The organism is Streptomyces sp. NPDC004539 (genome assembly GCF_040610055.1).
Lineage (GTDB): Bacteria > Actinomycetota > Actinomycetes > Streptomycetales > Streptomycetaceae > Streptomyces.
Genome location: NZ_JBEXLS010000004.1, coordinates 463,297 through 487,224 on the forward strand (window position 1 = coordinate 463,297; position 23,928 = coordinate 487,224).

Here is a 23,928-nt window from a genome sequence, read left to right on the forward strand (position 1 = left end):
CCCGCCAGCAGAATCGGAAGCCACGAGGGCTATGTCGCGCATCCTAGAGAGGCGGCGCGGCCCCTTTCCCAGTCAGATCGTCGGGCAACCGATCCGAATCGGAATCGTTATCCCAAGATCACTCCGGTCGGCGCGAGAGCCGGGCTTATCGACAAATCCACCACCCTTTAAGGCAGTTGATCCATCCCGTAGGCGATGCGACCCGCCGATAAGCCTCAACCCGGCTTTTTCAGGCGCCTCCTGACATCACGCCACGCTCGCCGGCTCCCGGTCCCCCTGCGTCTCCCACTCCGGCTCCGGCTCGGACCTCCCGCCCGCCGGCTCCGCCCTGGCCACGCGGACGAACGCCGAGGTGCCCCGCGCCAGATCGTGTCCGATCGCCACCGCGTCGATGTCGGCCGACATCCAGTTCTGCCCGTCGCGCAGGTCCGCCCGCACTTTCAGCCTCCCCTGCACGATCACCGGGTCCCCGACCGACAGCGACGCCGCCACGTTCACGGCGAGCTGCCGGTTGGCCCAGACCGTGAAGAAGTTGGTGTGACCGTCGACCCACTCGTTCTTCTCGCGGTCCCAGTACCTCGCGGTCGCCGCCAGCCTGAACCGCGCCGAGCCCCCGGCCGCGAGCTCCCGGTAGACGGGCTGCGTCGCGACGTTCCCCACCGCGCACATCGTGACCTCGTTCATCGTGTCTCCCCTCCGAGGCGACCACGCCCTTCGCGATCGCCGCGGAACCAGACTGCGCCGGCCACGAGACCCCCGTCCGGCCCTGTGGACGACCCACAGCCTGTGGAAAACCCCGTCACCCCATCGAGTGAACCCCCGTCAGGCCGCCTGTGGATCACCTGGCCGGATCACACTCCGTGAGCGGCCATCGAGGCAGGAGCATGACAACACCCCTCCCCCCGACCCCCTCCCGGCCCCCTCCCGACAGAACGCGGCGGCGCCGACACCGTCCCCCTCCGGCCTCGACACCGCCGCGCACCCCTGCCCCACGAACCCACCGACCTACCGCCCCACCGACCTACCGACCCCCCACCCCCACAACCCTCCCGTACTGCTCCCGCACCTCCCGGTACCGCAACAACTCCGCGGCCACCGGATCGAGCACACGCGCCCGCCCACACCCGGCCGCGGCCTCCCGCAACCGGCGCTCCGCGTCCTGCCCGTACCTCCGGGCCGGCCCCCGCGCGGCCATCCGGCAGCTCCACTCGACGAGCGGCCCCCCGACGATCCCGACGACCATCAGCAGCACCGGAACCCCGAGATTGGGCGCCATGACACCCGCGATCTGCGCGACCAGCCAGAGCCCCCCGACGATCTGAAGAACCGTCATGGACGCCTGGGCGAACACCGCGACGGGCCACCACCCGGGCCGGGGCGGACGTCCCGGCGGCAGCCCCGCGCGCGCGGCGAGGTCGTCGAGCGCCTCCGGAAGCCCCTGCGCGCCCCGTACGGCGGCCTCCCGCACCGCGAGGGCCCACGGCGCGGGCAGCCCCGAGGACGCCCGGTCGGCGACCGTACGGACGGCTTGCTCGACGCGCTGGCGCGCGGTGGCCTCCTCGTCCATCTGCGCGCGCACCGGGAGCCGCCCGGTCGGGGGGTCGCGCCGGTCCTGGTACCAGCGCCACAGCCGCAGCCACGGCGTCCCGCACGCGCGGTTCGCGTTGCGCAGCCACGCGCGCTCGGCGGCGTCCCCGGCGGCGACCGCGCCGACGGCGTCCGCGAGCCGGGCGGCGAACTCGTCGCGCGCCTCCTCGGTGAGCCCCGAGCGGCGCGCGGGCGCGTAGACGGACCGCAGCCGGGCGGCTGCCGCGTCGACGTCGGCGGCGACCCGGCGGGCCGGTGCCTGCCGCTCGGCGACGAACTGTCCGAGCAGTTCGCGCAGTTCCGGAACGCCGTCCCCGGTGAGCGCGGACAGCCCGAGGACGGTCGCGCCGGGTTCGCCGTACTCGCCGAGGGCGATGCCGTCCTCGTCGAGGAGCCTGCGCAGGTCGTCGAGGACGAGTTCGGCGGCCTCCCCGGGCAGCCGGTCGGTCTGGTTGAGGACGACGAACATGACCTCGGCGTGGCCCGCCATGGGGCGCAGATAGCGCTCGTGGATGACGGCGTCGGCGTACTTCTCGGGGTCGACGACCCAGATGACGGCGTCCACCAGGGCGAGGACGCGGTCGACGTGCTCCCGGTGCGGCAGGGCGGCCGAGTCGTGGTCGGGGAGGTCGACGAGGACGAGTCCGCGCAGCTGCGCCTCGGCCTCGGGGCTCTGTACGGGGCGTCTGCGCAGGCGTCCCGGGATGCCGAGGCGGTCGATGAGGCCGGCGGCGCCGTCGCTCCAGCTGCACGCGATGGGCGCGGCGGTGGTGGGGCGGCGGACGCCGGTCTCGGAGATCGTGACGCCGGCCAGGGCGTTGAAGAGCTGGGACTTCCCGCTGCCGGTGGCGCCGGCGATGGCGACGACGGTGTGCCGGCCGGAGAGTCTGCGGCGGGCGGCGGCCTCGTCGAGGACCCGGCCCGCCTCGGCGAGGGTCCGGTTGTCGAGGCGGGTACGGGAGAGGCCGACGAGTTCCCGGAGGGCGTCCAGGCGGGACCTCAGGGGGCCGTCGTAGGCGAGGGGGGCGTGGGGGGAGCTGGGTTCCGGGGCGGGTGTTTCGGTGCCGGGTGCGGTGACGCGGCGGGCGATGAGGCCGTCGCCCCAGGGGGTGGGGTCCGGGTCGGCGGCGTCGTCCGAAGCGATATCCTCGGCGTTCTCCGTGACGCTTTTCGCCCTTGTCTCGCTCTGCGCGTTCTGCGCGTGATCGGAATTGGCGTTTTCGTCGTCCCCGGGGAGGCCGTGCTCGCGGGCGTCCTCCTCAGGAGGCTCGTCCGTGGGTCCCTGCTCGTGTTCCTGATGGTCCGTGACGGCGGTCACCTGTCACCTCTCCTTCTGAAGTACGGACAGCGCGGCGATCAGTTCGGCCTGTGGTTCGGCGTGGACGTCGAGTCCGTCGAGGGGGGCGAGGCGGCGCTCGCGTTCGGTGCCGACGACCTTGTCGAGGTACGCGGTGAGGAGCCGTCCGCCGCGGTCGCGCAGGCGCAGCGCGCCGTGGGCGCCGAGGCGTTCGGCGAGGCCCTCACCGGCGGAGCGGGCCCGCCGGCCGCCGAGGAGGGCGGTGGCGACGAGCGCGGCGACCGACTCGGGGTCGGGCGCGGAGCCCCGGTCGAGGTCGCGGACCTCGTCCTCCGCGTACTCCTCCAGTTCGCGCCGCCAGCGTCGTACGGCGAGGCCGATGCGGTGTTCGGCGCTCTCCAGGTCGGGGTCGCGGTCGTCGAGGTGTCCGGCTGCGGGTTCGCGGCGCCAGGTGTCGTCGACGCGTTCGTCGGCGGCGGTGACGGCGCACAGCAGGAGGGCCGCCAGGGACTCCACAAGGGCGTCCAGGAGCTCTCCGGCGGTGCAGTCGAGGGGGAAGGCCCGCCAGCGCTTCAGGGCGTCTCCAGCGAGCACGGCGCCGCTCTGGAGGCGACCGCGTACGCGCGCGTACTCGCTGTCGTACGCGGTGTCGACGGCTGCGGTGAGGCGCAGGGCGGCGGCGTACTGGGCGGCGGCTGCGCCGGCGAGTTCCGGCATGCGGGACTTGAGGGAGTCGAGGACGCCGTGGGCGGTGCGGGCCATCGCGCGGTGGCGGGCGCCGGGGTCCTGGGCGTGGTGGACGAGCCAGGTGCGCAGGGGGGCGACGGCGGTGGCGGGGAGCAGTCCGCCGCCCCAGGCCGACTCGGGGAGTTCGGGGACGGTGAAGCGGGGCACCTCGCCGAGGCCGGCTTTGGCGAGGAGGGCGCCGTACTGGCGGGAGACCTCGGAGACGACCTGGTGGGGGACGCGGTCGAGGACGGTCACCAGGGTCGCGTCGTACTCCTTGGCGGTGCGCAGCAGGTGCCAGGGGACGGCGTCGGCGTAGCGGGCCGCGGTGGTGACCATGATCCAGACGTCGGCGGCGCAGATGAGCTGCGCGGCGAGGGTGCGGTTGTCGGCGACGAGGGAGTCGATGTCCGGGGCGTCGAGGAGGGCGAGGCCCGCCGGGAGGGTGTCGGCGGTCTCGACGCGCAGGACGTGCCGGCCGTCCTCGCCGGGGACGAGGTCGTCGGCGGGGTCCTGATGGGGCACCCACGCGCGCGTGAGGCCCGGCAGGACGCGCATGCCGCTGAACCAGTGATGGTCCTCCGGGTGGCAGACGAGTACCGGGGTGCGCGTGGTCGGGCGCAGCACCCCCGCCTCGCTGACGCGGTGCCCGACGAGGGAGTTGACGAGGGTGGACTTGCCGGCGCCGGTGGAGCCGCCGACGACCGCGAGGAGCGGCGCTTCGGGGGCTCTCAGCCGGGGCACCAGATAGTCGTCGAGCTGGGCGAGCAGTTCGTCGCGGTTGGCACGCGCGCGTGGCGCCCCCGCCAGGGGCAGCGGGAAGCGTGCGGCGGCGACACGGTCGCGCAGGGCGGAGAGTGCGTCGAGCAGTTGAGGCCGTACGTCCAAGGTCACCACATGCGAAGAATGCCCAATTTAAGGCGATTTCTGAAGCACATAGGGATGTCTGCGCGCCGACTGGACACAAGGGACGGAAGGTGCGACCGGGACAAGAGCACACCCCAGGCATAACGAGTGCACAACACCCGGGGCTCCGACCGCCAAAAGCGGTGCACGATTCGCACCTGCCTGCGATTATCAGGACCGCTTCACCGAACCTCCACATCGAGCCACGGAGGGGAAGCAACCAGGACAAGGAGCCCTGAGCCCTATCCTTGTCCCCGGCACCGTCCCGACGGCCCCACCCGGTCCCGGCACACCGCCGACCACCCGGCCCCCGTAGCTCAGTGGATAGAGCAGGCGCCTTCTAAGCGCTTGGCCGCAGGTTCGAGTCCTGCCGGGGGCGCCACAGATGCTCTGACCTGGGACTACAGGGAAGAACGATCACTGAAGACCGCGTGACTTACCTACCAGACTCGGTTGGGTAAGGCGCCTAGCGGACTCCACCTTGCCCAGCCCAGACACCAGGGAGCATCCCGTGTCGGCACAGGCCAGGAAGTCACCTCTCCGCAGCGCCAGCAGGACCACCGCCAGGCCAGCACTCCGAGCCATCCCCACCGAGCCAGACCAGTCAGAGGTCAGGGCAGCGTTCCTCTCCGACTACGCCACGCATCTCAGGGCCAGCAACAACAAGCACGGTCGGCCCTACCAGGAGAAGACAGTCACCGCGTACACCAAGGCAGTCAGGGCCCTGGATTCCTGGATGACCGAGCAGGGCATGGACGAGGATTTCCTGTCGGTCGGCACAGCCACGCTGAATCTGTTCTTCAGGGCGTACCACCAGGAGCACGAGCAGGGCGGGACCAACACCGTTCAAAGGAACCTGCGTACGTTCTTCACGTGGCTGGAGGACGAGTACGACACGGCCAATCCCTACCGAGACAAGAAGCTCCAGAGGTACGCAGCACCGACCGGAGTGAAGCCCAAGACCCTGAGTGCTGAGTTCGTGGTGGATCTGCTGAAGGTGACAGGCAACGGCCATCCCAGGGTCAGGGAGTTCGAGAAGGTTCGGGACCACGCAATCATCAGGGTCCTGACCGAGGGTGTACGAGCAGAGGAGTTGCTGTCTCTCCGCCTGGATTCCCTCGACCTGGAACAGGGGTTGGCCCAGGTGGTTCCACTGAAGGACGCAAGGGCCAGTGGTGAAGGCAGGGTGATTCCCCTTCAGCCCAAGACAGTCATTGCCCTGACTCGGTACATCAGGGCCAGGGAGAGCCACAAGCTGAGTGGGTCTGAGTGGCTGTGGCTCGGGACCAGGAACAGGAGCAAGCTGACTTACTCGGGTCTGTATCGGATGCTGAATCGCAGGGCCAAGGATGCTGGGTACGACGCCGCGTCTCCCCATCAGTTCCGGCACACGTGGACAGACGACATGCTGAGTGCAGGAGTAGCCGGAGAGGACGTCATGACTCTGGCTGGATGGAAGGACTCCACCATGCTTCGTAGGTACGCGGCAGACATGGCCACCAGTAGGGCTGTGAAGGCTGCCAAGAAGATGGGTGACAGGTACTAGCACCGCCTGACCGAGAGACCGAGAGAGGGCCCCTGGCAACGCTGCCAGTGGGCCCTTTCCCATTGATGCTAGATAACGAATTGGTAACGTTCAATGATCTTGCTTGCCTGGAGGCCCTTGAGGGAGGTCACTCAATAGATAGAGGGTTCTCCCGAGGGTGCCAGGCAGTCAGATCACAGGATGGTAACGATCCATGATCCTGCTTGTCTAGGAAGCCTTGTGGGGGTCCTCTCTATAGATGGAGGGTGAAACGCAGACCCTGTGACCGAGAGGGCTCATCGCTAGTCGGTGGGCTCCCTGGGGTACAGGGCTCACGGTTTCTTATCTCAAGACGGTTGGTCTCCGTCGGTGTGTGGTGAAAGCCCCCGGCTAGCTTCGGTTGGTCGGGGGCTTCTTTATGCCCTCATGGCGCCACGACATTCCCGACTGACCACCCACGCCAAGGAGTCATCCATACTCCGATCCCGGCAGGCATGCACGGCTCATTGTCAGTCGATGCCGGTAGACATGAATGCAGCCCCCCATCCTCGCTAGGCCACGTGGCACACCCATACCTGATGGCGCCACGACATTCCCCCCGCATCAAGGCCGAGAGGCCGTAACCACACATCACAGAAGGAGCACCACCATGCATCGTCACTACATCCGAACCCTTACCGGCTTTAAGTGCTGCTCGTGCCGTGAGGAGTTCTCGTCCAGCCAGGAGTTCGCCAAGCACTGCGGTCGGAACGGTGTCTGCCGGAAGCCCCTAACTCTGGGGATGCACATAGACCTGGACGTCTCCCCGCGCCACTGGACCAGCACCAAACCTGAGTGCTACCAGCAGACCGCCTGAGAGTCATTCTCAGAGCCTCCGATATCGAGTACGACCAATCCATCAGGGCTATAGAGGCGGGCCAGCACAGAGCCACATGGACACTATGCAGCCCTGGCTATGGGCCACGCATAGTGGCCCCCACACACCACACAGGAGACCAACACCATGACCATCTGCGTAATCGATAACTGCAATGAGACCGGCAAGACCGTGACCCTGAAGGAGATACCCGGCAAGCCGTCATTCACCCTGTGCACTGAGCATTACTGGGACTTCTTCTGGGACCGGAAGCGAGAAGCACGAGAGATGGCTACCGCTATCCATGAAGCCGACCCAGACATGACTCACACCTCGGGCTATGTCTACGTCATCAGGCTGACTGACGGGAGCGTGAAGATCGGGACCACCGCCAACCCGAGCATGAAGCGGATGAAGGACATCACCTCTCGGGATAACCAGGGGGTGCCGGTTCACGTGCTGGCAGTCATCAAGGGTGGTGAATCTCTTGAGGCTCTGATTCACGGGCAATGGAGTCACCTTCGAGTAGAGGGACGGATGGAGCAGTTCCATGCTGACCCTTCCCTTCTCCAATGGGCCGAACAGCAGGGCATTACTCCGGAAGTGGATGACCTCGAAGACTGGCTAGTGGCTAAGCACAACCGAGGCGCAGTCACCAGTGAAGAAGCCAGGGAGATTCAGGCACTCATCAAGCAGGGCATAGCAGATTCCTGGTGACCAGCAGTAGGGGCCCTCGCGACGGCTCGGCCCCATCCAATCGAGACAACGAAAGAGGAGAGGACACAGCAATGCGAGTAGCCAGTAACGACGCACGACACATCATCCCCGACCTAATCCGTAGGGCAGAGGGGGGAGAGACCATCACACTCACCCGATATCACAAGCCGGTAGCAGTACTGATCTCGGCAGAGCGGTACGAACGACTGACACGAAACCTATTCGAAGACAACTGAGAGGCGGGGAGAAGTGAGACGACGTAAGTACAACCTGTTCCCGGGAATCCTGACCGTACTGGAATCCCTGGGCGTCCGGGCGTGGGTTACTCCCGACAGGCTCATAGCCCATGACGGAGACGAGGAGCTGCGAGAAGAGATACGGCAGAACATCGAGCGAGTGCGGCCTATAGGTCTACGTAAGACAGCACTGTTCTTCGGTGCGGTGCTCATGGTGGCTATGGACCGTGGCACCTTCACCCCCGCCGATATCGCGACGCTGGACCACATGGGGCAAGGCAATGCCCTGTACCTGCTGGAGAAGCTGGAGGGGAACGAGAATGCGTGACCAGATCCAAGAACTGTGGAGTGACTACCTGGAGAGTGGTGGTGAAGCACTCCCCCTGCTGAAGCTGCTGATTGATGAGACGTGGGAGCAGCTAACGGGAGATGACATAGCCGAGCTTCAACGGTTCCTCAGCTACTGAGAGGAGAGGGTATGTACTCCGAGGGAATCAAGAGAGGGGAACACAAGCTCATCTGTTCCGACTGCGGTGAGGGGTTCAGCTTCCGGATTGAGATGCATAAACACCACGACCCCAAGCTGAAGCAGTGTCCGGGGCCGTTCTGGTCGAGGAACTAAACCGTTATCACAGGGATTGTCAGATGAAAATAGGAAGCCCGAGTCGGCTGCCCCTTTCAGAATGACCGACTGATTATTCTCGGTGAGGGGCCGGAGATTACCGGCCCTCTGTCATGGATGCTCAGGCATTCAGAACCAAGCCTCCCAATAACACTGACACGGATTGGATGAAGGCTATGGATCATGCGACCGAAACACGCCACCACAACAGATGGAGATACGAGCATGAGCTACCGCTACGAAGACCTCTATAGGGGAGATCTCAGCAAGATTTCCCAACAGTTCACGCAGGGCACATGGGCCGGTACGGTTCAGGCTACGAAGGAGTGGCCGAAGGGAATTCCTGGCCAGGCATCCATTATTGCGCTGATACCTGGCGGAGTCCCGTTCAAAGTGAAGAGCACAGGCTTCCTCGCTCGATACGCCGGCCGTATCAAGGAACACAGTCGACTGCTGGCCAAGCGAGGACAGCCCCTCGCCGCAGAGAACATGCCCCCGACCGGACAGGCTTACCTCTGGTATCGGGACGTGATTCAGTACGTGCCACTCAGCGGAATGCTGGCAGCTAAGCAGATAGCCCGGCTGTGCGGGGACAACTCCCAGGTGACTATCCCTTGGCGCTCTCTAGCTGACGCGGTCGGCAGGAAGAACCGGGCAGGGAATCTCCGGTCCTACACGGAGCGAGGAGTACAGGCCCTAGTCGAAAGTGGCTGGCTGACAGTCGAGACCATCGGAAGCAAGCGAGGAGCCAAAACCACGTTCAGTCTTCAAGTGGGTGACTTCACCGACCGGACATGGATGCGTGACGAAGACTTCTACGACGGCGAACCCACTCTCTGACTTATGGCCCTAAGAGTAGAGCAACCGTCAGCCCAGACACCCGAACTTATGGCCCTAAGGATAGGAACCTGTAGCCCGATTGGTATCTCACGACTTATGGCCCTAAGTAAGAGCTATGCCTTATCCGCTAGTGCGGCACGGAGCATACCGAGACGACGGCCCTAGCCGGGAGTCTCGAACCTGATGCCTGCTGCCGAAGTAGGCGGACCTAGATAGAGAAAGTTAACCAGTTAGCTCCGCTTGCCCTCCTAGGGTCGGGACAGCGCTGCGCTAGAGGCGGGGAGAAGAAGACTGGCGGGGAACGAAGGGTGAGGCCCTAGCCGAGCCCCTTCCTCCTTCCCACTTGTGCTTAAAGGGTTCCCGGAGTAGGGCGCCTACGGGCAAAGACCCTTCGGCACCCAATCAGCGGGGGAAACAAGGTAGAGGCGTAGGCCATAGCCGAAGCCTCGTACTCCTGTAGATACGAGTGGCTACAGGATAGGCAGGCCGGAGGATAACCCCGGTCCTGCCATACTGGTTGAGATTCATTAAGGCGTGTTGTTTCTCAACGCCTCCGCTCTCTCCCCGCTGAAGGGCTGAGCGTCTAGCGAATGCCCTCACACTGAGGCACCCATAGACGGCAGCTCAATGCCTTCCCCTTGGCGGGGCCCCTGGCATTGCATCCGAAGAGTGTGCATCTCTTCTTCCCCGCTCCAGGACTCTCCCCGCTTATGGCGCCTCATTCGAATGTGGACAGGTGGAGCCCCGATCAGGGGCGCCTGTCCCTCCTATCGACCATGGCGCTAATGGTTAGACCCCGAAAACCTGAACCCCTGAAGTGAACCAGCACCGGGAACCATCTCAGATTCTCGTGAACTGAACTAAGGAGACCTGAACCATGAACTTCGACATTGCAAGTGAACTGAACTCAGTGAAGAGAACCCGGAAGGTTGTGAACCTCATGCTCTGGTTCATTGTTGCTGGAGCAGTTTTCTACTCCCTTATGACTTCCACCCCGCTAGTCTCTGCCCACTCTGAATGGCAGTGGTCAGGATGGGCTCTAGGTTTACTCACGGATGCTGCATTCATCCTGTCCATATCTGCTGACGCTGTCCTGTCTAGACATGGCCTCATTGGAGGGAGGTGGCCAGCGGTATTTCGCTGGGCCACGGGGATAGCTTCTCTGTTCCTGAACACCTGGAGTTCCGTGGCTCACGGGGATTGGGTAGGAGTAGCCATCCACTCCATTGCACCCGTCATCCTGATCTGTGCTGCCGAGGTCTCCCCTATCTACCGGAGAAAGTTTCGAGAGGTTGAGCTGAACCTCACTGAACAAGTGAAAGAGTTCACTGTGACCAAGACTGTGAGCCGGAAGAGTTCAGTTCAGAGCATGGTTCAGGTTCAGAGTTCATTTCAGAATTCAGGGTCCGAGCCTGATCGGGGTTCAGATATTCCTGAAGAGGTTCAGCTCACCGACAACCAGAAGGCAATCAGGGATGGATTTCTGACAGAGAGGAAGGCAGCAGAGGTAGCCAGAGAGATTGGAGTCAGTGGCTCATACGTATCTGGTCAGTACCGGAAGATTAAGGCTGAGCTAGAGATGGCTGCATGAGAAAGGGCGGGGAATGAACCCCGCCCGTTCCCAATCCACTTCAAGAGGAAGACTCCTCCTTCGGCGCTAGCGCTAGCCACTTCTCACGATCCCCATCGGTAGGGGTGATGGAGATCCCGAGAAGAGACACTGTGGGCGTGAACTGAATCATCAACGTGCCCGCAGGTGTTTCTTCATCCTCCACTAGATCCACGTTTTTAATGAACCTTCGGTCAATCGTATGGCAACGCCCTGAAGGAGTAAGAATGAACTTCAGAGGACCACCATCAGGTTCCAGTCTCGCTACACCACGACCAGCCATACCTGAAGAATTAACCATCATCGAGTGAGCTTCACCAGCGGCAATCAATGCGCCCCTCTCGATTTCCCTTCCTATCTCATCAAACGATGCTCTAAGCTTCCGGTTCTTTGGATCTTTGAGCCAATCCCGTTCCTTCTTCCGCTCCCACACGACGGCAGACAGGGCCGCAAGGCCCCACCCACCGAGTGCCTGAACACCAAATCCAATGTCCAGCATGGGGTACCCCTTGATCGGGGAAATGATGAGCGCAAGAGCTGAGCCAGCAGCGAAGCCCATTGCCCACATACCGGTGAATCGGGGAGCGAACAGCATGACGATTCCCAAGATCACCAGAAACCCGAACGCCATCACCAGACCATCAGTCCAAGACTCTGGCCTAACCTCACCGTCGACAGCCATACCGAATGGGACAACCACACCCCATAGAAATATCAACCACTTCCCCACCAAATACCACCTCTCTCATCCGTCATGAACTCGGGGAGTATGGCAACACTTCTTGCCTCATCACAAGGGAAAGGGCCGGGTTCGTTCCCGGCCCGTTTCCTCTGGATCTTCTACTTGCTTCGCTTCTCTCTGCATCGGTAGCAGGAGCAGGGCGGGTACTCAGCCGTAACGAGCACCTCACCCGCTTCGATCACTCGGGCGGGCTTGATCACCGTTCTCTTCCCCGTCTCGACGTTCACCCGGTACACCTCGATGCTCAAGGACCCCGGGGGCGGTGCTGTCTCTTCTGCCATGCCTCGCATCGTGGCCACCCGCAAGGGGCGTATTGGGCCATGGGCAGGGACAGTTGGGCAGTTTCGGCGGTAGCTTGGAAGAACGCCCAAACGTCCCTAGGGGGAGCCTTGAACACTGCCCTACGATCAGCTATGGAGTCCGCTGGTCTGTCACCCCGGCAACTGGCTCTGAGGGTGGGTGTCTCAGGGAAGACGGTGGAGCGGTGGGTCAGCGACTCCGAACTGATCCCTCACGCCAGGAACCGCGAAGACGCCTGTAAGGCATTGGGAGTTGACGAAGAGATGATCTGGCCCAAGGTGGTTAAGGAGCGGATCAAGATGGGCGGAGATAGGGAGATCCTTCACAGCTACCCATATCGGTCCGCCTGCCCCTCGACAGTTTGGGCAGAACTCACAGAGAAAGCCACAGGAGAAATGTTCTTCGCTGGCTACACGAATTACTTCCTGTGGACTCAGATTCCCGACTTCCTCGGAACCATTCGCAGGAAAGCTCAGGAGGGGTGCCGAGTCAGGTTCCTACTCGGCGACCCAAACGGAGAGGTAACCAGGCAAAGGGAAACCATCGAGAACGTAGCCCTTACCGTCTCCACGCGAATCAGAATCACCCTGGAGAACGCGGAGAAGCTGAGAGAAGTAGAGGGTATTGAGACGCGTTTTTCCTCTGCTCCCGATGCAGTGAATCACGTCTCTCTGTCGGTATTCCGGTTCGACAATGAGGCATTGGTTACCCCACACCTGGCCAGGCTTGTCGGTCACGACTCACCCCTACTTCACCTGCGACGCATCGGGGATGGAGGAATGTTCTCTCGGTTCTCTGAGCATGCGGAGGAACTGTGGTCCAGGGGTGTTCCTGTAGGACGGTAGAACCATGGATAGGGTCCGGGAATGCCCCGGCCCTTCTCTGCGTAGCGGGGAAAGTAGAGCGTAGTGCAGAGCATCGCAAGGCTAGACGCGGACAGTTCCCGCTTACCCTGCAAAGTTTTATGGTACGGAGCGTTAGGGACTACAGCCTGCACCCAGTCAGGGGTGGGCTCTAACCATCCCCAGGTACCCACAGATGGGACCCTGTAAGTCAAGTTTTATGTCACATTTTTCTTGGGTCTCACACACACAGCGTCGGCCCGTTTTAAACACCCCCGGGTGCCTTGTGCCGATATAGCCTGCCCCGTTGAGCGACTTGAGATAACTGGGCCGCATTCGGCATTGAATTCACCAGGAATGCGGCGGGGAGGGGAGAGGAAAGCCAGGCCAATCACTTCTCCATTCTCAATGAATGCCTGCCTGCATTGATATATGGGCAGGGCAATATTGCCCGCCTCCCTGGACTCATCCCCCGCTCAGCCCTTGCCCCCACTTGATGCCCCTGTACGCCTCTCTACCGGCCTCACACCCCTCCCGGGCCCATGCAGGACGTCCGGGATAGGCCGTCAGGCAGGCGTACAGAGCCTCATTCTGTGATCGGTGGTGATCCGTACGGCTGGCCACGGTGCCAGCCGACACCGGGTAGGCAGGGAGGCAACTTCACTAGGGAGTCCTACGCAAGGTGCCTGAACTCCCGTAGGGGGCTGGCTCGGTGACGTTTCCGCAGGCTAGAGTCTTGGCTAGTCACGTTGCCTTCTAAGCGCTTGGCCGCAGGTTCGAGTCCTGCCGGGGGCGCCTCACAGAAGGTTGGCGGCCACACCGTCTCCGCCGCCATCATCTTCTCCTTGTTTCTCCGAGGCGTCGCCTCGGACTGTCCGCCGGGGAGGCTCCCCGCCAAATCAGTGATATCTCCCATGCTGCCACCGGTCAGCGTCACCCGACAGAGGGCCAGTTCAGTCCTGTGGTCGTAGCGGATCTCCAGCCGCAGCAGCTCGAACAGGCGGCGTGACAGGTCATCCGGCAGGGTGGTGAGGTCGAGCGCGGTGACCGGAAGCGTGGTCAGGAGGTCCGGGTTCGGAGCCTCCTGCACTTCGGCCTCAAGGTCCGCGAGTTGCCGTTCCAGGTCCAGTTGCTCGCCGTGGAGTTCGGCTCGGCGCTCGTTGAGGTCCTGGAGGAAGGAGCGGTCCGGGGCGTCGACGAGTTCCAGGCTGCGCAGGAGCCTCTTGCCCTTGGTCTGCGCCTCGGCGATGGCCCGGCGGAGCGAGGACATGCGCGCCTCCCGTGCTCGCTCGGCCTCGACGTCCACCTGCCCTTGGTTCTCGGCCAGCAGCTCTTCCCGGTAGGCGCCGAACACCCGGTCGGACAAGAAGGTTCCGAGCCCTTCCAGGACGCCCGTCTCCGGGACCCAGATGCTCGGCGGATGGTCGACGGCCCGGTACGACTTCTTCGGGGCGCCGACGTAGTAGTTGACCCCCTTGCTGGGTTTCCCGTAGAAGCGACGGCCGCACTGCTCGCACAGGATGAAACTACGCAGCCGGTAGACCCGGTGCGCCTGCGGGTGAGAACTGACGCCGTGCGCGCTGCGGGAACGTTCGCGGTGTCTGGCGATGCCCTGGGCCTGGACGAACGTCTCCAGGTCGACCAGAGCCTCGTGATCGCAGTCCCGGGCCAGACGGCGGGAGTTCATCAGCCACGCGAACGTGCGCTCTGCCACCCACCGCCTCGGCAGCACCACGAACCCCTGCATGTCGTCCGTGCGCTTGACGATCTCCAAGGTCAGGGCGAGTTTGTCCCGGCACCAGCCGACAAGGCCGCCGGTGTAGCCGCCGTCGGCCCAGACCAGGGTGATGTCGCGGTGCAGGCGGCGCAGCCGCCTCAGCAGGCCCGCCGCTGCGTCCCGGTCGCCGATGCTCGCCGCGGTGACGCAGACGGCCAGAAACAGACCGAGGGTGTCGGCCACGATGTGCCTTTCGCGGCCCGGCACCTTCTTCCCGCCGTCGTAGCCGCGTGAAGCGGCAGGCACCGTCGCGGCGGCCCGCACCGACTGCGCGTCGATGATCCCCGCCGTGGGCTCGGCCTCACGGCCCTCGCGTTCACGCACCTTCCCGCGCAGCCGGTCGTGGAACTCGGCGATCAGCCCCTGCTCACGCCAGCGGCGGAAGAAAGCGTAGACCCAGCCCCATGCAGGGAAGTCCGCGGGCATGGCCCGCCACAAGATGCCGCCCACGACCAGATAGCGGATCGCGTCCAGCATCTGGCGATGGCAATAGCCCTCGGGCCGGCCGCCCCGCCTCTGAAGCCAGGCCGGCACTGGCAGCAACGGCCGCACGGCCGCACGGCCGCCCACTCAACGTTCGTCATGTCCGACGGATACCGGGCCACCCGATCAGGATGATCGGCCGCATTGCCGTACACGTGCGCGAGGCAATCACACGATGGAGCAGCCGAGTTGAACTGAACGGGTTCGGACGCGTACAACAACGACACTAGGGCCTCCCGGCGCTGCTCGGTCAGATTCGCATCCCCGAGCTACCGAGAGGCCCTGTCTTCATGCGCGCACAACGGGAAGATCACCTCGGCGGGAAACCTGTCCGCCCCGCACGTTCCATGATCGGTTGAGATACGGCTTCTCATGCACGATGCGCAAGCCGCTCCCCTGCTCGGACAGAACCGGGTACAGCACCTCGACGCCCCCCCCGGAACGCGGCAGTGCCGTGGGTCCACGACTCGGGACGGGACGTGTCAGCAGTACGGTCCCGGCAGGCAACGCCGTCGTTGGATGAACTGACGGACAGCGGGCTCGGGTTGTTCCCCATCGAGGAGCTGACCGCCGGTTGGCTGGTCCGGTCGACCGCGATCGGCAAGGAGGTCGTCGTGGTTCTTCCTCTGGACGCGGGTGGGTTACCCGAGGGGGAGGTTCTTCCGTACCTCCCGGCGGTACGCCCGTCCCTCTCGACGGAGTTCGACCAACTGGACGGCGGGTACGGCGAGTTCTACGGCCGGGAGCGCGCGAAGCCGTGACACCGACGGGATGACGGGGGCGGCGGGGCGGCGGCGGTTGTTGTAGGCGAGGCTCAGATGGGAGCGGAAAGCGGACGTCGGCTTCTCGAAGGCCAGGCCGGCGGCTCTCTCCGTTTCGACGAGCGCGTGGTGGAGCCGGAGCAGGGGTTCCCAGGGTCCGAGGGACAGGCGTACGGCGCCTCGGGAGCCGGTCAGCGGCATGGCACGTACGGAGAACGCGGCAAGCAGGAGCGCTTCGCGGGCAAGGGTGATGTGCAGTCCGTCAAGGGGGACGGGGTCGAGACCGAGCAGCGCCAGTTCTTCCTGGCAGCGCTCGGCGAGAGCCGCGAGGAGCCGGTCGTCCGGGAAAGCGAGCATCCAGTAGTACGCGCGGGCCGCCGTCCGTCCAGCCAGGGCGTGACCAGTGGTCGTTCAGCTCGCCGAGCGTGCTGAACGGTGCCCAGTTGTGGGCCGCGATGGCAGCCGGATCGTGTGGGTCGGCGGGGAAGGCGGCGGGATCAGTACACAGCAGGGCTCGATGCTGTGTATCAAATTCTACCGGTAGTTCGTTAAACCCGGCAGTAGAGAGGGCTGACGCTTGGTCAGGGCGGTCGCAAGGCGGAGAGACGGACAAGGATCCGCCTGCCGAGATCCAGGCCCTGATCGACGCGGTCACCACAGGCAGACCCCTTGATGTCTACCGCCAGGCTTAACGAACTACCAGTACTCAGCGCCTGTAGTCACTTCCGTCCGGCATGAGGAAGGTCGAAAACGTGGTGGGCTGGACCGTGTGGCCGTCTGCTCCACGGACTCCGACTGAGTCGCAACCGGAGTCCGTGAGCGTTGGCAACGGAAGGGCTCACACCGTGGCGAACCACAGATCGTTTGCTGAGAAGGTTTCCATTTCCAGCTCTCGGAACTTGTCCTCCCCACCAAACGCCCGCCCGAGCACGGCGATATCACAGCGCATGACTGGGGCGTCAAACGACGGAACAAGAATCACCGTACTGTCGTGGGCGAGGACCTGTGAATCTCCTGAAGTGCGTTCCTCGGCAATGATCAGTCGAAGCGTTGTGGAGACCATCGCTACGCGAGCGTCCCGAACCAGGACGCTCAGCCATTCCTCGTCGGCTTCTTTGTCCCAGTCAATAACCCCGCCAGCCGATCGAGCCAGGTAGTCGGCTACCTCAATGGCAACCTCTTCACGCCAGGTGACCGGCGGATCACCCAAACGTGCAAACACATCTGAGACATCGATCACGGTGCACCCCCGGGACTCCCATGAATGGCACCCCGAGCGTTCCGGTAGACATTTATGTAGTGAGTCAACTCCCCAGTCCTCCCGATGACCCCAACAGGCCCGTTCTCGACGTACACCTTGGCTTTGTTCCCGACCCACAGCCCATAGGCGTCGGCATAGGCAGCAGCGTCCAGAGTGGCCTTTTCCGCATCCACGCCTTTGAGAAAGACACTCTTTGTCGGACCTGCCGAACCCGGAAGATGTTTCAGCATTGCCGGGTAGCTGACAGTGTACGTGCCGTTCGTCAGCTCCCCATGACGATTCACATAGCTCTCAGGCGCCCTGAAGCAGCTTGAGTTGTGAACAAGTATCGGGGTCTCACCTGCGAGCACATAGTACGCGTGCAGGTCAGCAACGGTCAGGTTGTACACATTGGCCAGAGCTGTCCACTTGCGGATCTCGGCGATCTTCACCTTGCCGCGAGTGGCGGTAGTGAGGAGCTCACCCTTGAGCAGGTCAGCGGCGTCTATCCAACGGTTCAACTCCGGCACCCAGAAGGGGTGTCCTGCTGTTGCGGTGACCGAGACGGCCTGTCGCCCTTCGCTCGTCTCTATTGCCAGGGTGACGGTGACGAGTTGCTTCAGGCCGCTGCCCAGTATTTCCGCAGTGACTGTCTTGGCCTCTGTGCGGCCGGTCTTCGGATCGGTGGCGAGGACCTTGTCCCCCGTCTTCACGTCTTCGATCGGCTTGGTGGTGCCGTCGGCCATGAGGACTTCGGTACCGGGTACGAAGCTGTTGCAGGAGCGGGCCAGGGGGTTCTCCGCGCCGGCTACTCCGCCGAGATAGGCCAGGGCCGCTGTGTCGACGAACTCCTTGATTATTTTTCCGCGGGCGACTTCTTTGGCTATATCGTTGCATTCGTCCGCGTTGTAGACGCAGTAGGTTGCTGCGATCACCTTGGAGATGGCAGCGGCGTCGGCGTCGTCTCCGTGATGCAGGAGGTACAGGTTTGCCTGACGGCATCCTTCCCGGCCGAAGCAGGCGCTTCCCTTTTCTTTGCTCTCATAGACCGGGTTGTCCCAGAAATCGTCCGAGAACTCTCCGTTCGAACTTCGGGAGTAGTAGTCGGACAGTTTCCCCGTGTCGTTGGTGACTGGAGTATTCTGCTTTACCACATTTGCCTGTCTCGCATACCCTGCATCGGTTTGCTGCTGGCTGTTGGTGTCCTTCTTGTTGTTGCACAGCGAGGGGTCGACGTCGCACTTGCTGCGGCCTGTCGGGTCGCTGTAGGTGACCGGGTTGTTCTCGGCGTAGGCGTAGCCGTGCATCTGCTGCGGGTCGTCGGCGGCGAAGAGCGGGTCGACCGAGAGGAAGCGGCCTGTGGCCGGGTCGTACTCGCGGGCGCCGAGGTGGGTCAGGCCGGTGGCGGTGTCCGTGGTGCCGCCGACGAAGCCTTTGGTGCCGGGCCAGTTGGCGGGTTCGGTGCCTCGTGATGCGCCGAAGGGTTTGGTGCGGCGTTGGGTGAGGGACTGGGTGGTGGAGTCGACGGCGAGTTGGGCGGTTCCGTGGTGGTCGGCCAGGGTGAAGGAGATCGTCCCGTTGTCCTTCTGGACGGCGCGGTGGCCGCCGCCGATGTCGAAGTAGCGGGTGCCCTGGGTGGTGGTGGCGCCCTTGGGCAGGGTGATCTCGGTGGCGCCGAGGTAGAGCGTGGTCTCGGTGGGGGTGCGGCCGATGAGTCGGTTGCCGTCGGCGTCGTACAGGTACTCGGTGACCTTGTCGGCGCCGCCTTCCACGGGTTGGGTCACCTTCGCCAGGTGGCCTTCGGCGTCCCAGTCCAGGGTCTGGGAGGTGCCGTTGCCGAGCAGTCGGGTGCGGGTGTCTCCGAGGGCGTTGTAGGTGAAGCTGTCCGTGGATTTGACCGTGCCGGTGGTGGTGTCCACCGTGGCCAGCTGGTGGGAGCCCGGCTTCGGGTAGTGGTAGACGCGTGACGTGTCCGAGGCTCCGGACGTGGTGCCGTGCTGGGTTTCGGTGAGCCGGTTGCCGACGACGTCGTAGGTGTAGGAGTCCCAGTAGGGGGCCGGGCCGCCGAGCACTTCAGTGGTGGGGGCGCTTGCGCAGGCTATGGTGGACTGTGTCCATGCCTCGGTCGTTCGGCCCAGGTGGTCGTAGGTGAAGCACTGGTTGTCGGTGCCGGCGCGGGAGGTGTCGGAGACGGACAGGACATTGCCTGCCTCGTCGTACTTGTAGGTGTTCTGCTGGTCGACGCCCGCGATGTCCTGGCGGTCCACCCGGGAGGTGGACAGCCGCTGGGTGCCCCACTCGTAGGTGTTGGTCTCGTACGTCGCTTTGCCGCTGTTCGCGGCGAAGGAGTACTGGAGCGGCTTGCCCGTGTAGCTGTAGCTGGTCGAACCGGTCAGGCTCTTCGGGCCGGTGATCCCGGTGAGCCGCAGGGTGCCGTCCTCGTAGGTGTGGGCCACGGTTGTGGCCGCCAGGGAGCCGGCTGCGGGGTAGCCGACGCCCTGCACTGCGCCCGAGGCGTTGTAGGTGGTCGCAGACAGGTAGGTGCCCTGGAGCTTGCCCTCGTTCGAGGGGATCGTCACCTGGGTGCGCAGAGGGCGGTATAGACGGTCGTAGGCGAGCACCTTGGTGCTGTATGCCTGGCCGCCGCTGTAGCGGATGGATTCGGCGACATGTCCCTTGGCGCCGCTGACGGTGTCGTAGATCCACTTGGCGCGCAGGGTGCCGGTGACCGACTTCTCGCGCAGTTCGGTCGGGCGGCTCTGGCCGTCGTAGACGTGCGCGAGGACACCACGCGCGTCTTCGGTGGTGATCGCCAGACCCCGGTCGTCGTAGTCGGTGTGGGTGGCGCCCCGGTCGGGGTCGGTGGTGTCAGTGGTGCGGCCGAGGAGGTCGAACTTCCACGTCCAGGCGTTGCCCGCCGAATCGGTGACCTTGGTCAGGTCACCACGCGGCGAGTACTCGTACGACGTGGTGTCGTAGGCGGCCTCGGCGGCCCGTGCACGGAGCTGACGGACCTCGGTGGTTCGGTCGCGTACATCCTTGAGGGTAGCGGTGGCGGTGCCGCCGACCGGTGGGATGACGGTGGTGCGGTCGCCGCCGTAGAGAGTCTTCGTGACTCCGAGGACTGCTCCGCCATCACCGTTGCCGGCGACCTGCTTCAGCTCCGTCTGCCGGCCGAGACCGTCGTAGGCGTACCAGTTCTGGCTCTCCACACTCAACGCGTTGTCGAGTGTGAACAGTTTCGCGGAAGGGGCGACTTTGTCGGTGTAGTAGGAGGCGAACTCCTTGGAGGTCAGGCCGCGTTCGTCGTAGAACGTGTCGGTGAGGAGCGTGCCGCCCTTCGGTCCGGGGGCCTGGGTCTGGCGGGGACGCAGGAAGCCGTCGTAGAGGACGTACGAGGTGTCCTGAGCACCGTTGTTGCCGATGGTCTTGGTGCCGACCGCGACGGGTTTGCCGTCGGTGATGGTGTAGGTGAACTCGTAGCTCGGGGTCTGGCTCGTGGTGCGGTCGGGGAGCCAGACCTTCGTGTTGCGGCCGAGTGCGTCGTACGCGTACGTGGTGACCTTGCCGTTGGTGTCGGTCTCGGTCAGTTTCTGGCCGCGGATCGGGTCGAAGGTCTGTGAGGTGGTTGTCGCGGTGGCGTTGTCGCCAAGAGTGACAGGTGGAGCGGTGAGAGTGGAGCCGATGGGGAAGCCCGTGGCAGGGGTGTGGGCCGTGGTGCTTGTGCGGCCGTCCGCGCGAGCGGTGCGGGTGAGGGTTCCGCCGGAGGTGACAGTGACGTCGGCGCTCAGGTCGGTGGCGGTGAGCTGGCGGCCGTAGGTGTCGTAGGTGGAGCCCGACTCCAGGTAGACGGCGGTGGTGCCGTCGTACTTCTTCAGCTTGGCGAACCGGGTGGGGTCACCCTTGGTGGCCGCAACGCCGTAGGCGCCGCCGTCATAGGCGGTGCGGACGTCGGAGATGACATCTGCGGGACGGCTGGGAGTGGTGGCGCATCCCTTGGCCACGGTCTCGACGCGTGCCGGAGCGTTGAGGACGACGCTGTTGGCCATGTAAGTAGTGCGCACGCACTGGTCGTCGGTGGTGACGGCGGTGTCCCCGGCGTTGTCGGCCTGGGTGATCAGGCCGGTCGCGGGGTCGAATGTGTTGGTCGCGGAGGTGGTGCGCCACTTGGCGCCCGCTCCGTCGTCCAGCGAGGTCCAGGTCCTGGTGTTCTCGGTGCCGCTGAAGTCGGCCGTGACGGTGCCCCAGTCGCGGACCTTCTTCGCCGTCTCCTTGTGCCAGGGCCTGCTCACGGTTTTGGTGAGGATCTTGCCGCCGGGACCCGAGTAGCCGACGGTCTTGTAGGCGAAGCCTGCCGCCGAGGCGTGGTCGACGAGCGGGTCACCCTCACCCGAGCCCAGGGTGACGCTGACGTCCTTCGTTCCGCCGGAGGTGTTCTTGCGGTCGCCGTCCATGCCGCGCAGGAAGTAGGTGTCGGTCTGCGACTTCATGGCCGGTGCGCCGCCCTGACCACCGGTGCGGACACGGACGTGACCGTATCCGCGCCAGTCGGACCAGGTCTTGAACTTGTCCTTGGTCATGCCGTCGGTGTCGTCGTAGTGCCAGGCGGCGCCGTCCAGGTAGTCGTACATGGTGACCTGGTCGGGGGAGCCGCCGGTGCGGTCTGTCGAGGTGACCGTGTCGACGACGTACTTGTTGAACCACTGCCGCTCGGGGTCGGTGGTGGAGGTGCCGCCGATGTACTGCGGGAAGCAGCGGGTGGTGTTGGTCTCCGGGGTGGGCAACGCGCCGAAGTCACAGACCGGAGCCGAGTAGCCGACGTCGATCTGGCCGCCGGACTCGTCGGCGACGGTGGACAGACGGGCCTTGATGAAGGGGGCCCAACCGTCGTTGGTCTTGTCGAGCCGGTTGGCGAGCTGGCTGTAGGCGAAGGTGGTCTTGGGCAGAGCGATGGTACTGGTGGCGTCGTGTCCGGTGCGCTGGACCGAGTCGAGGAGGAGCTGGTAGTCGGTGTCGGCCTTCTCCCAGCGGTGGGCGAGCTTCCAGTCGTCGACCTTGTTGTAGGCGCCGGAGACGAGGACCTCGGTGGTGACGCCGGTCAGCCGCTTGCGGGTGAAGAACACCGGCGAGACCCGGCCCTTGTCACAGTCGGTGCCCGCCTCGCAGTTCAGGTCCCACGGTGTGTCGTACCAGTAGAAAGCGTCCTTGGTGATCGACGAGCAGTCGGTGGCGCTGTCCGCGATGCAGCGTTCGGAGCCGGTGAAGTCGACCTTGGCGAGCGGCTTCGCCGAGTACACGGCCGTGGACCTCAGGCCGTACTCGATGCGGTCCAGGGTGCCGCCGCGGACGTAGGGGGTGTCGTCGGCGGGCTTGAGGTTGCGGCCGTAGGAGTTGGCTTCCTTGTCGTAGTAGTACGCGACGGCGTTGCCGTGCGTGTCCACGACGTAGTCCAGGTTCCATCGCCATCCCTGCTGGCACCAGGAATCCGCGAAGGCAGCCGCGTGGCAGGGCTCATCGGTGTCGTCCCCATAGACAGGGACGGTCCAGGCAGAGTCGGTGGTCTCGCTCCCGCTCGCCCAGCCGGGCAGTCGGTTGTAGCCGAAGTAGTACTGGATACCTTCCGGAGTGGTGACTTTCCAGTACTCGTCCTTGAGGGCGCCGTTGGAGCGGACGTCGGTGGAGGAACCGTAGATCCGGTCGATCTTGGTGCCGTCGTCGTCCTTCAGCTTCCAGGAGTTGGTGCCGCTCTGGACCAGCTCACCGCCGGCGCCGTTGAGTTGCAGTACGGCGTTGTCGTAGCCCCAGCACAGGTCTCCGGGTTCGTTGCCGTCGGCGTTCTTGACGTCGTCGTCGGAGCAGCCCTTGTAGCGGCGTTCGATGTAGCCAGGGGAGAGGTCGAAGCCGTCGCCGACCCACGAGGACTGGTTGTTGGTGTTGCCCGTACGTCCGTCGATCGCGCCGGAGGAATACGACAGGGAGAGTTCGGGGACGAGCCCGCCGGGCACCTGGGGCACCGCCATGGGGTACGACCAGGCGAACGAGCCGCTGTTCAGGTCGGTGTTCCAGGTGGCGGACGCGGACAGGGAGGTGGCCTTGTAGTCACCGAGGCCACTGCCGGAATCTGCGACGGCGGCGAGCACGGTGGATGTGGTGGCGCTGAGGGTGACCGCGTTCGCGGTGAGGGTCTTCTTCTCCGGGTCGTTGACCGCGGACACCGGTTCGGTGGTGCGGCACCGGGCCTCTTGCGGAGTGGTCAGTGCGCAGGAGGGCAGTTCGACGAGCCGGAGCCGGTCGGCGTAACCGCCGCCGTAGGCATCCGCGAAGGAGGAGTAGTCGAGGCCGGCACGGACCTGGCCGGCATCTGCGGGGCGGTCGGCACGCAGGGTGAAGACGGGCCCGTCGAGGCCGGCCTTCGCTGAGAAGGAACGGTCGAGCATGCGGGCCTCGACGGTACCGGTGGCTGGGCGCGCCGACCGGGCAGTCGGCTTGGCCAGGGTGAGCGGGAGTCCGTCGGCTCTACTGGTCCGCTGGCCCAGGGCCACTTTCGCCGAGCCGGCCTTCGGCCAGGCGGCGGCCGGTTTCGCGGCGGGGGTACGCGGTCCCTTCGCGAGGGTGCGTGCCCGTGCGGGGCCCGCGGGGCCGCCGTCGACCGGCGATTCCGCCTTGGGCAGCGCGGGCGGCTTCCAGCCTTGGGCGAGCGCCGGGACGGTAGCCCCCTGGAGCAGGGTGGCGGTCAGCACCGTGGCGGTGGTCAGAGCGATGGTGCGTGACGGTGAACGGAGTTTGCGCAGAAGCCTGCGTGCTACAGGTCTCATGGTCATCCCTTGTGATCCCCTGTGCGCTCCACCGGGTGCCGCGAACG

The 23,928-nt window shown here is 64.6% G+C and carries 16 protein-coding genes and 1 tRNA gene; 9 read left to right on the forward strand and 8 right to left on the reverse strand.

What is annotated here, in order from left to right:
- Positions 1–246: 246 nt before the first annotated feature.
- The 3 genes from ABZX85_RS11530 to ABZX85_RS11540 all read right to left on the reverse strand — a co-directional run bounded on the left by ABZX85_RS11530 (position 247) and on the right by ABZX85_RS11540 (position 4,507).
- A complete protein-coding gene (locus tag ABZX85_RS11530; protein WP_355865210.1) occupies positions 247–684 on the reverse strand; it encodes a single-stranded DNA-binding protein in 438 nt (145 codons plus the stop codon).
- A gap of 337 nt (positions 685–1,021) precedes the next feature.
- Complete coding sequence (locus ABZX85_RS11535) at positions 1,022–2,905, reverse strand: YfjP family GTPase (protein WP_355865213.1); 1,884 nt, start codon at positions 2,903–2,905, stop codon at positions 1,022–1,024.
- A 3-nt stretch (positions 2,906–2,908) separates the two neighbouring features.
- A complete protein-coding gene (locus ABZX85_RS11540) occupies positions 2,909–4,507 on the reverse strand; it encodes a dynamin family protein (RefSeq protein ID WP_355865215.1) in 1,599 nt (532 codons plus the stop codon).
- A 315-nt stretch (positions 4,508–4,822) separates the two neighbouring features.
- On the opposite strand from ABZX85_RS11540, the gene ABZX85_RS11545 reads away from it, so the two are divergent.
- The 8 genes from ABZX85_RS11545 to ABZX85_RS11580 all read left to right on the forward strand — a co-directional run bounded on the left by ABZX85_RS11545 (position 4,823) and on the right by ABZX85_RS11580 (position 10,903).
- Positions 4,823–4,898, forward strand: a tRNA-Arg gene (locus tag ABZX85_RS11545).
- A gap of 129 nt (positions 4,899–5,027) precedes the next feature.
- A complete protein-coding gene (locus ABZX85_RS11550; protein WP_355865218.1) occupies positions 5,028–6,062 on the forward strand; it encodes a tyrosine-type recombinase/integrase in 1,035 nt (344 codons plus the stop codon).
- Between the two features lie 982 nt (positions 6,063–7,044).
- Positions 7,045–7,614, forward strand: coding sequence for a GIY-YIG nuclease family protein (locus ABZX85_RS11555; RefSeq protein ID WP_355865221.1), 570 nt, complete (start codon positions 7,045–7,047; stop codon positions 7,612–7,614).
- 71 nt (positions 7,615–7,685) lie between these two features.
- On the forward strand, positions 7,686–7,850 hold the full coding sequence (locus tag ABZX85_RS11560) for a type II toxin-antitoxin system prevent-host-death family antitoxin (RefSeq protein ID WP_355865224.1): 165 nt from the start codon (positions 7,686–7,688) through the stop codon (positions 7,848–7,850).
- 13 nt (positions 7,851–7,863) lie between these two features.
- The gene (locus ABZX85_RS11565; protein WP_355865227.1) at positions 7,864–8,178 is read left to right on the forward strand and encodes a hypothetical protein; all 315 of its coding nucleotides are present in this window, start codon (positions 7,864–7,866) and stop codon (positions 8,176–8,178) included.
- Positions 8,171–8,317 (forward strand): hypothetical protein, encoded by a 147-nt coding sequence (locus ABZX85_RS11570; protein ID WP_355865230.1) that lies wholly within the window; start codon positions 8,171–8,173, stop codon positions 8,315–8,317. Before ABZX85_RS11565 ends, ABZX85_RS11570 begins: the two co-directional genes overlap by 8 nt.
- A gap of 380 nt (positions 8,318–8,697) precedes the next feature.
- Positions 8,698–9,312 carry a hypothetical protein gene (locus ABZX85_RS11575; protein WP_355865233.1) on the forward strand — a complete coding sequence of 205 codons (615 nt, stop codon included), beginning with the start codon at positions 8,698–8,700 and terminating at the stop codon, positions 9,310–9,312.
- Positions 9,313–10,189: 877 nt separating this feature from the next.
- A complete protein-coding gene (locus tag ABZX85_RS11580) occupies positions 10,190–10,903 on the forward strand; it encodes a hypothetical protein (protein WP_355865236.1) in 714 nt (237 codons plus the stop codon).
- A gap of 40 nt (positions 10,904–10,943) precedes the next feature.
- Here the strand turns inward: ABZX85_RS11580 and ABZX85_RS11585 are convergent, their stop codons facing one another.
- Positions 10,944–11,651 carry a hypothetical protein gene (locus ABZX85_RS11585; RefSeq protein ID WP_355865239.1) on the reverse strand — a complete coding sequence of 236 codons (708 nt, stop codon included), beginning with the start codon at positions 11,649–11,651 and terminating at the stop codon, positions 10,944–10,946.
- 425 nt (positions 11,652–12,076) lie between these two features.
- Here ABZX85_RS11585 and ABZX85_RS11590 point away from each other — a divergent pair, with 425 nt between their 5' ends.
- The gene (locus tag ABZX85_RS11590) at positions 12,077–12,808 is read left to right on the forward strand and encodes an XRE family transcriptional regulator (protein WP_355865242.1); all 732 of its coding nucleotides are present in this window, start codon (positions 12,077–12,079) and stop codon (positions 12,806–12,808) included.
- Between the two features lie 670 nt (positions 12,809–13,478).
- Here the strand turns inward: ABZX85_RS11590 and ABZX85_RS11595 are convergent.
- The 4 genes from ABZX85_RS11595 to ABZX85_RS11610 all read right to left on the reverse strand — a co-directional run bounded on the left by ABZX85_RS11595 (position 13,479) and on the right by ABZX85_RS11610 (position 23,881).
- The gene (locus tag ABZX85_RS11595) at positions 13,479–15,152 is read right to left on the reverse strand and encodes an IS5 family transposase (protein ID WP_355865245.1); all 1,674 of its coding nucleotides are present in this window, start codon (positions 15,150–15,152) and stop codon (positions 13,479–13,481) included.
- A 554-nt stretch (positions 15,153–15,706) separates the two neighbouring features.
- Positions 15,707–16,183, reverse strand: a complete 477-nt coding sequence (locus ABZX85_RS11600) for a 2'-5' RNA ligase family protein (RefSeq protein ID WP_355865248.1) — start codon at positions 16,181–16,183, stop codon at positions 15,707–15,709.
- 481 nt (positions 16,184–16,664) lie between these two features.
- The gene (locus ABZX85_RS11605) at positions 16,665–17,066 is read right to left on the reverse strand and encodes a hypothetical protein (RefSeq protein ID WP_355865251.1); all 402 of its coding nucleotides are present in this window, start codon (positions 17,064–17,066) and stop codon (positions 16,665–16,667) included.
- Positions 17,063–23,881 carry a polymorphic toxin-type HINT domain-containing protein gene (locus tag ABZX85_RS11610; protein WP_355865254.1) on the reverse strand — a complete coding sequence of 2,273 codons (6,819 nt, stop codon included), beginning with the start codon at positions 23,879–23,881 and terminating at the stop codon, positions 17,063–17,065. Before ABZX85_RS11610 ends, ABZX85_RS11605 begins: the two co-directional genes overlap by 4 nt.
- Positions 23,882–23,928: the final 47 nt, after the last annotated feature.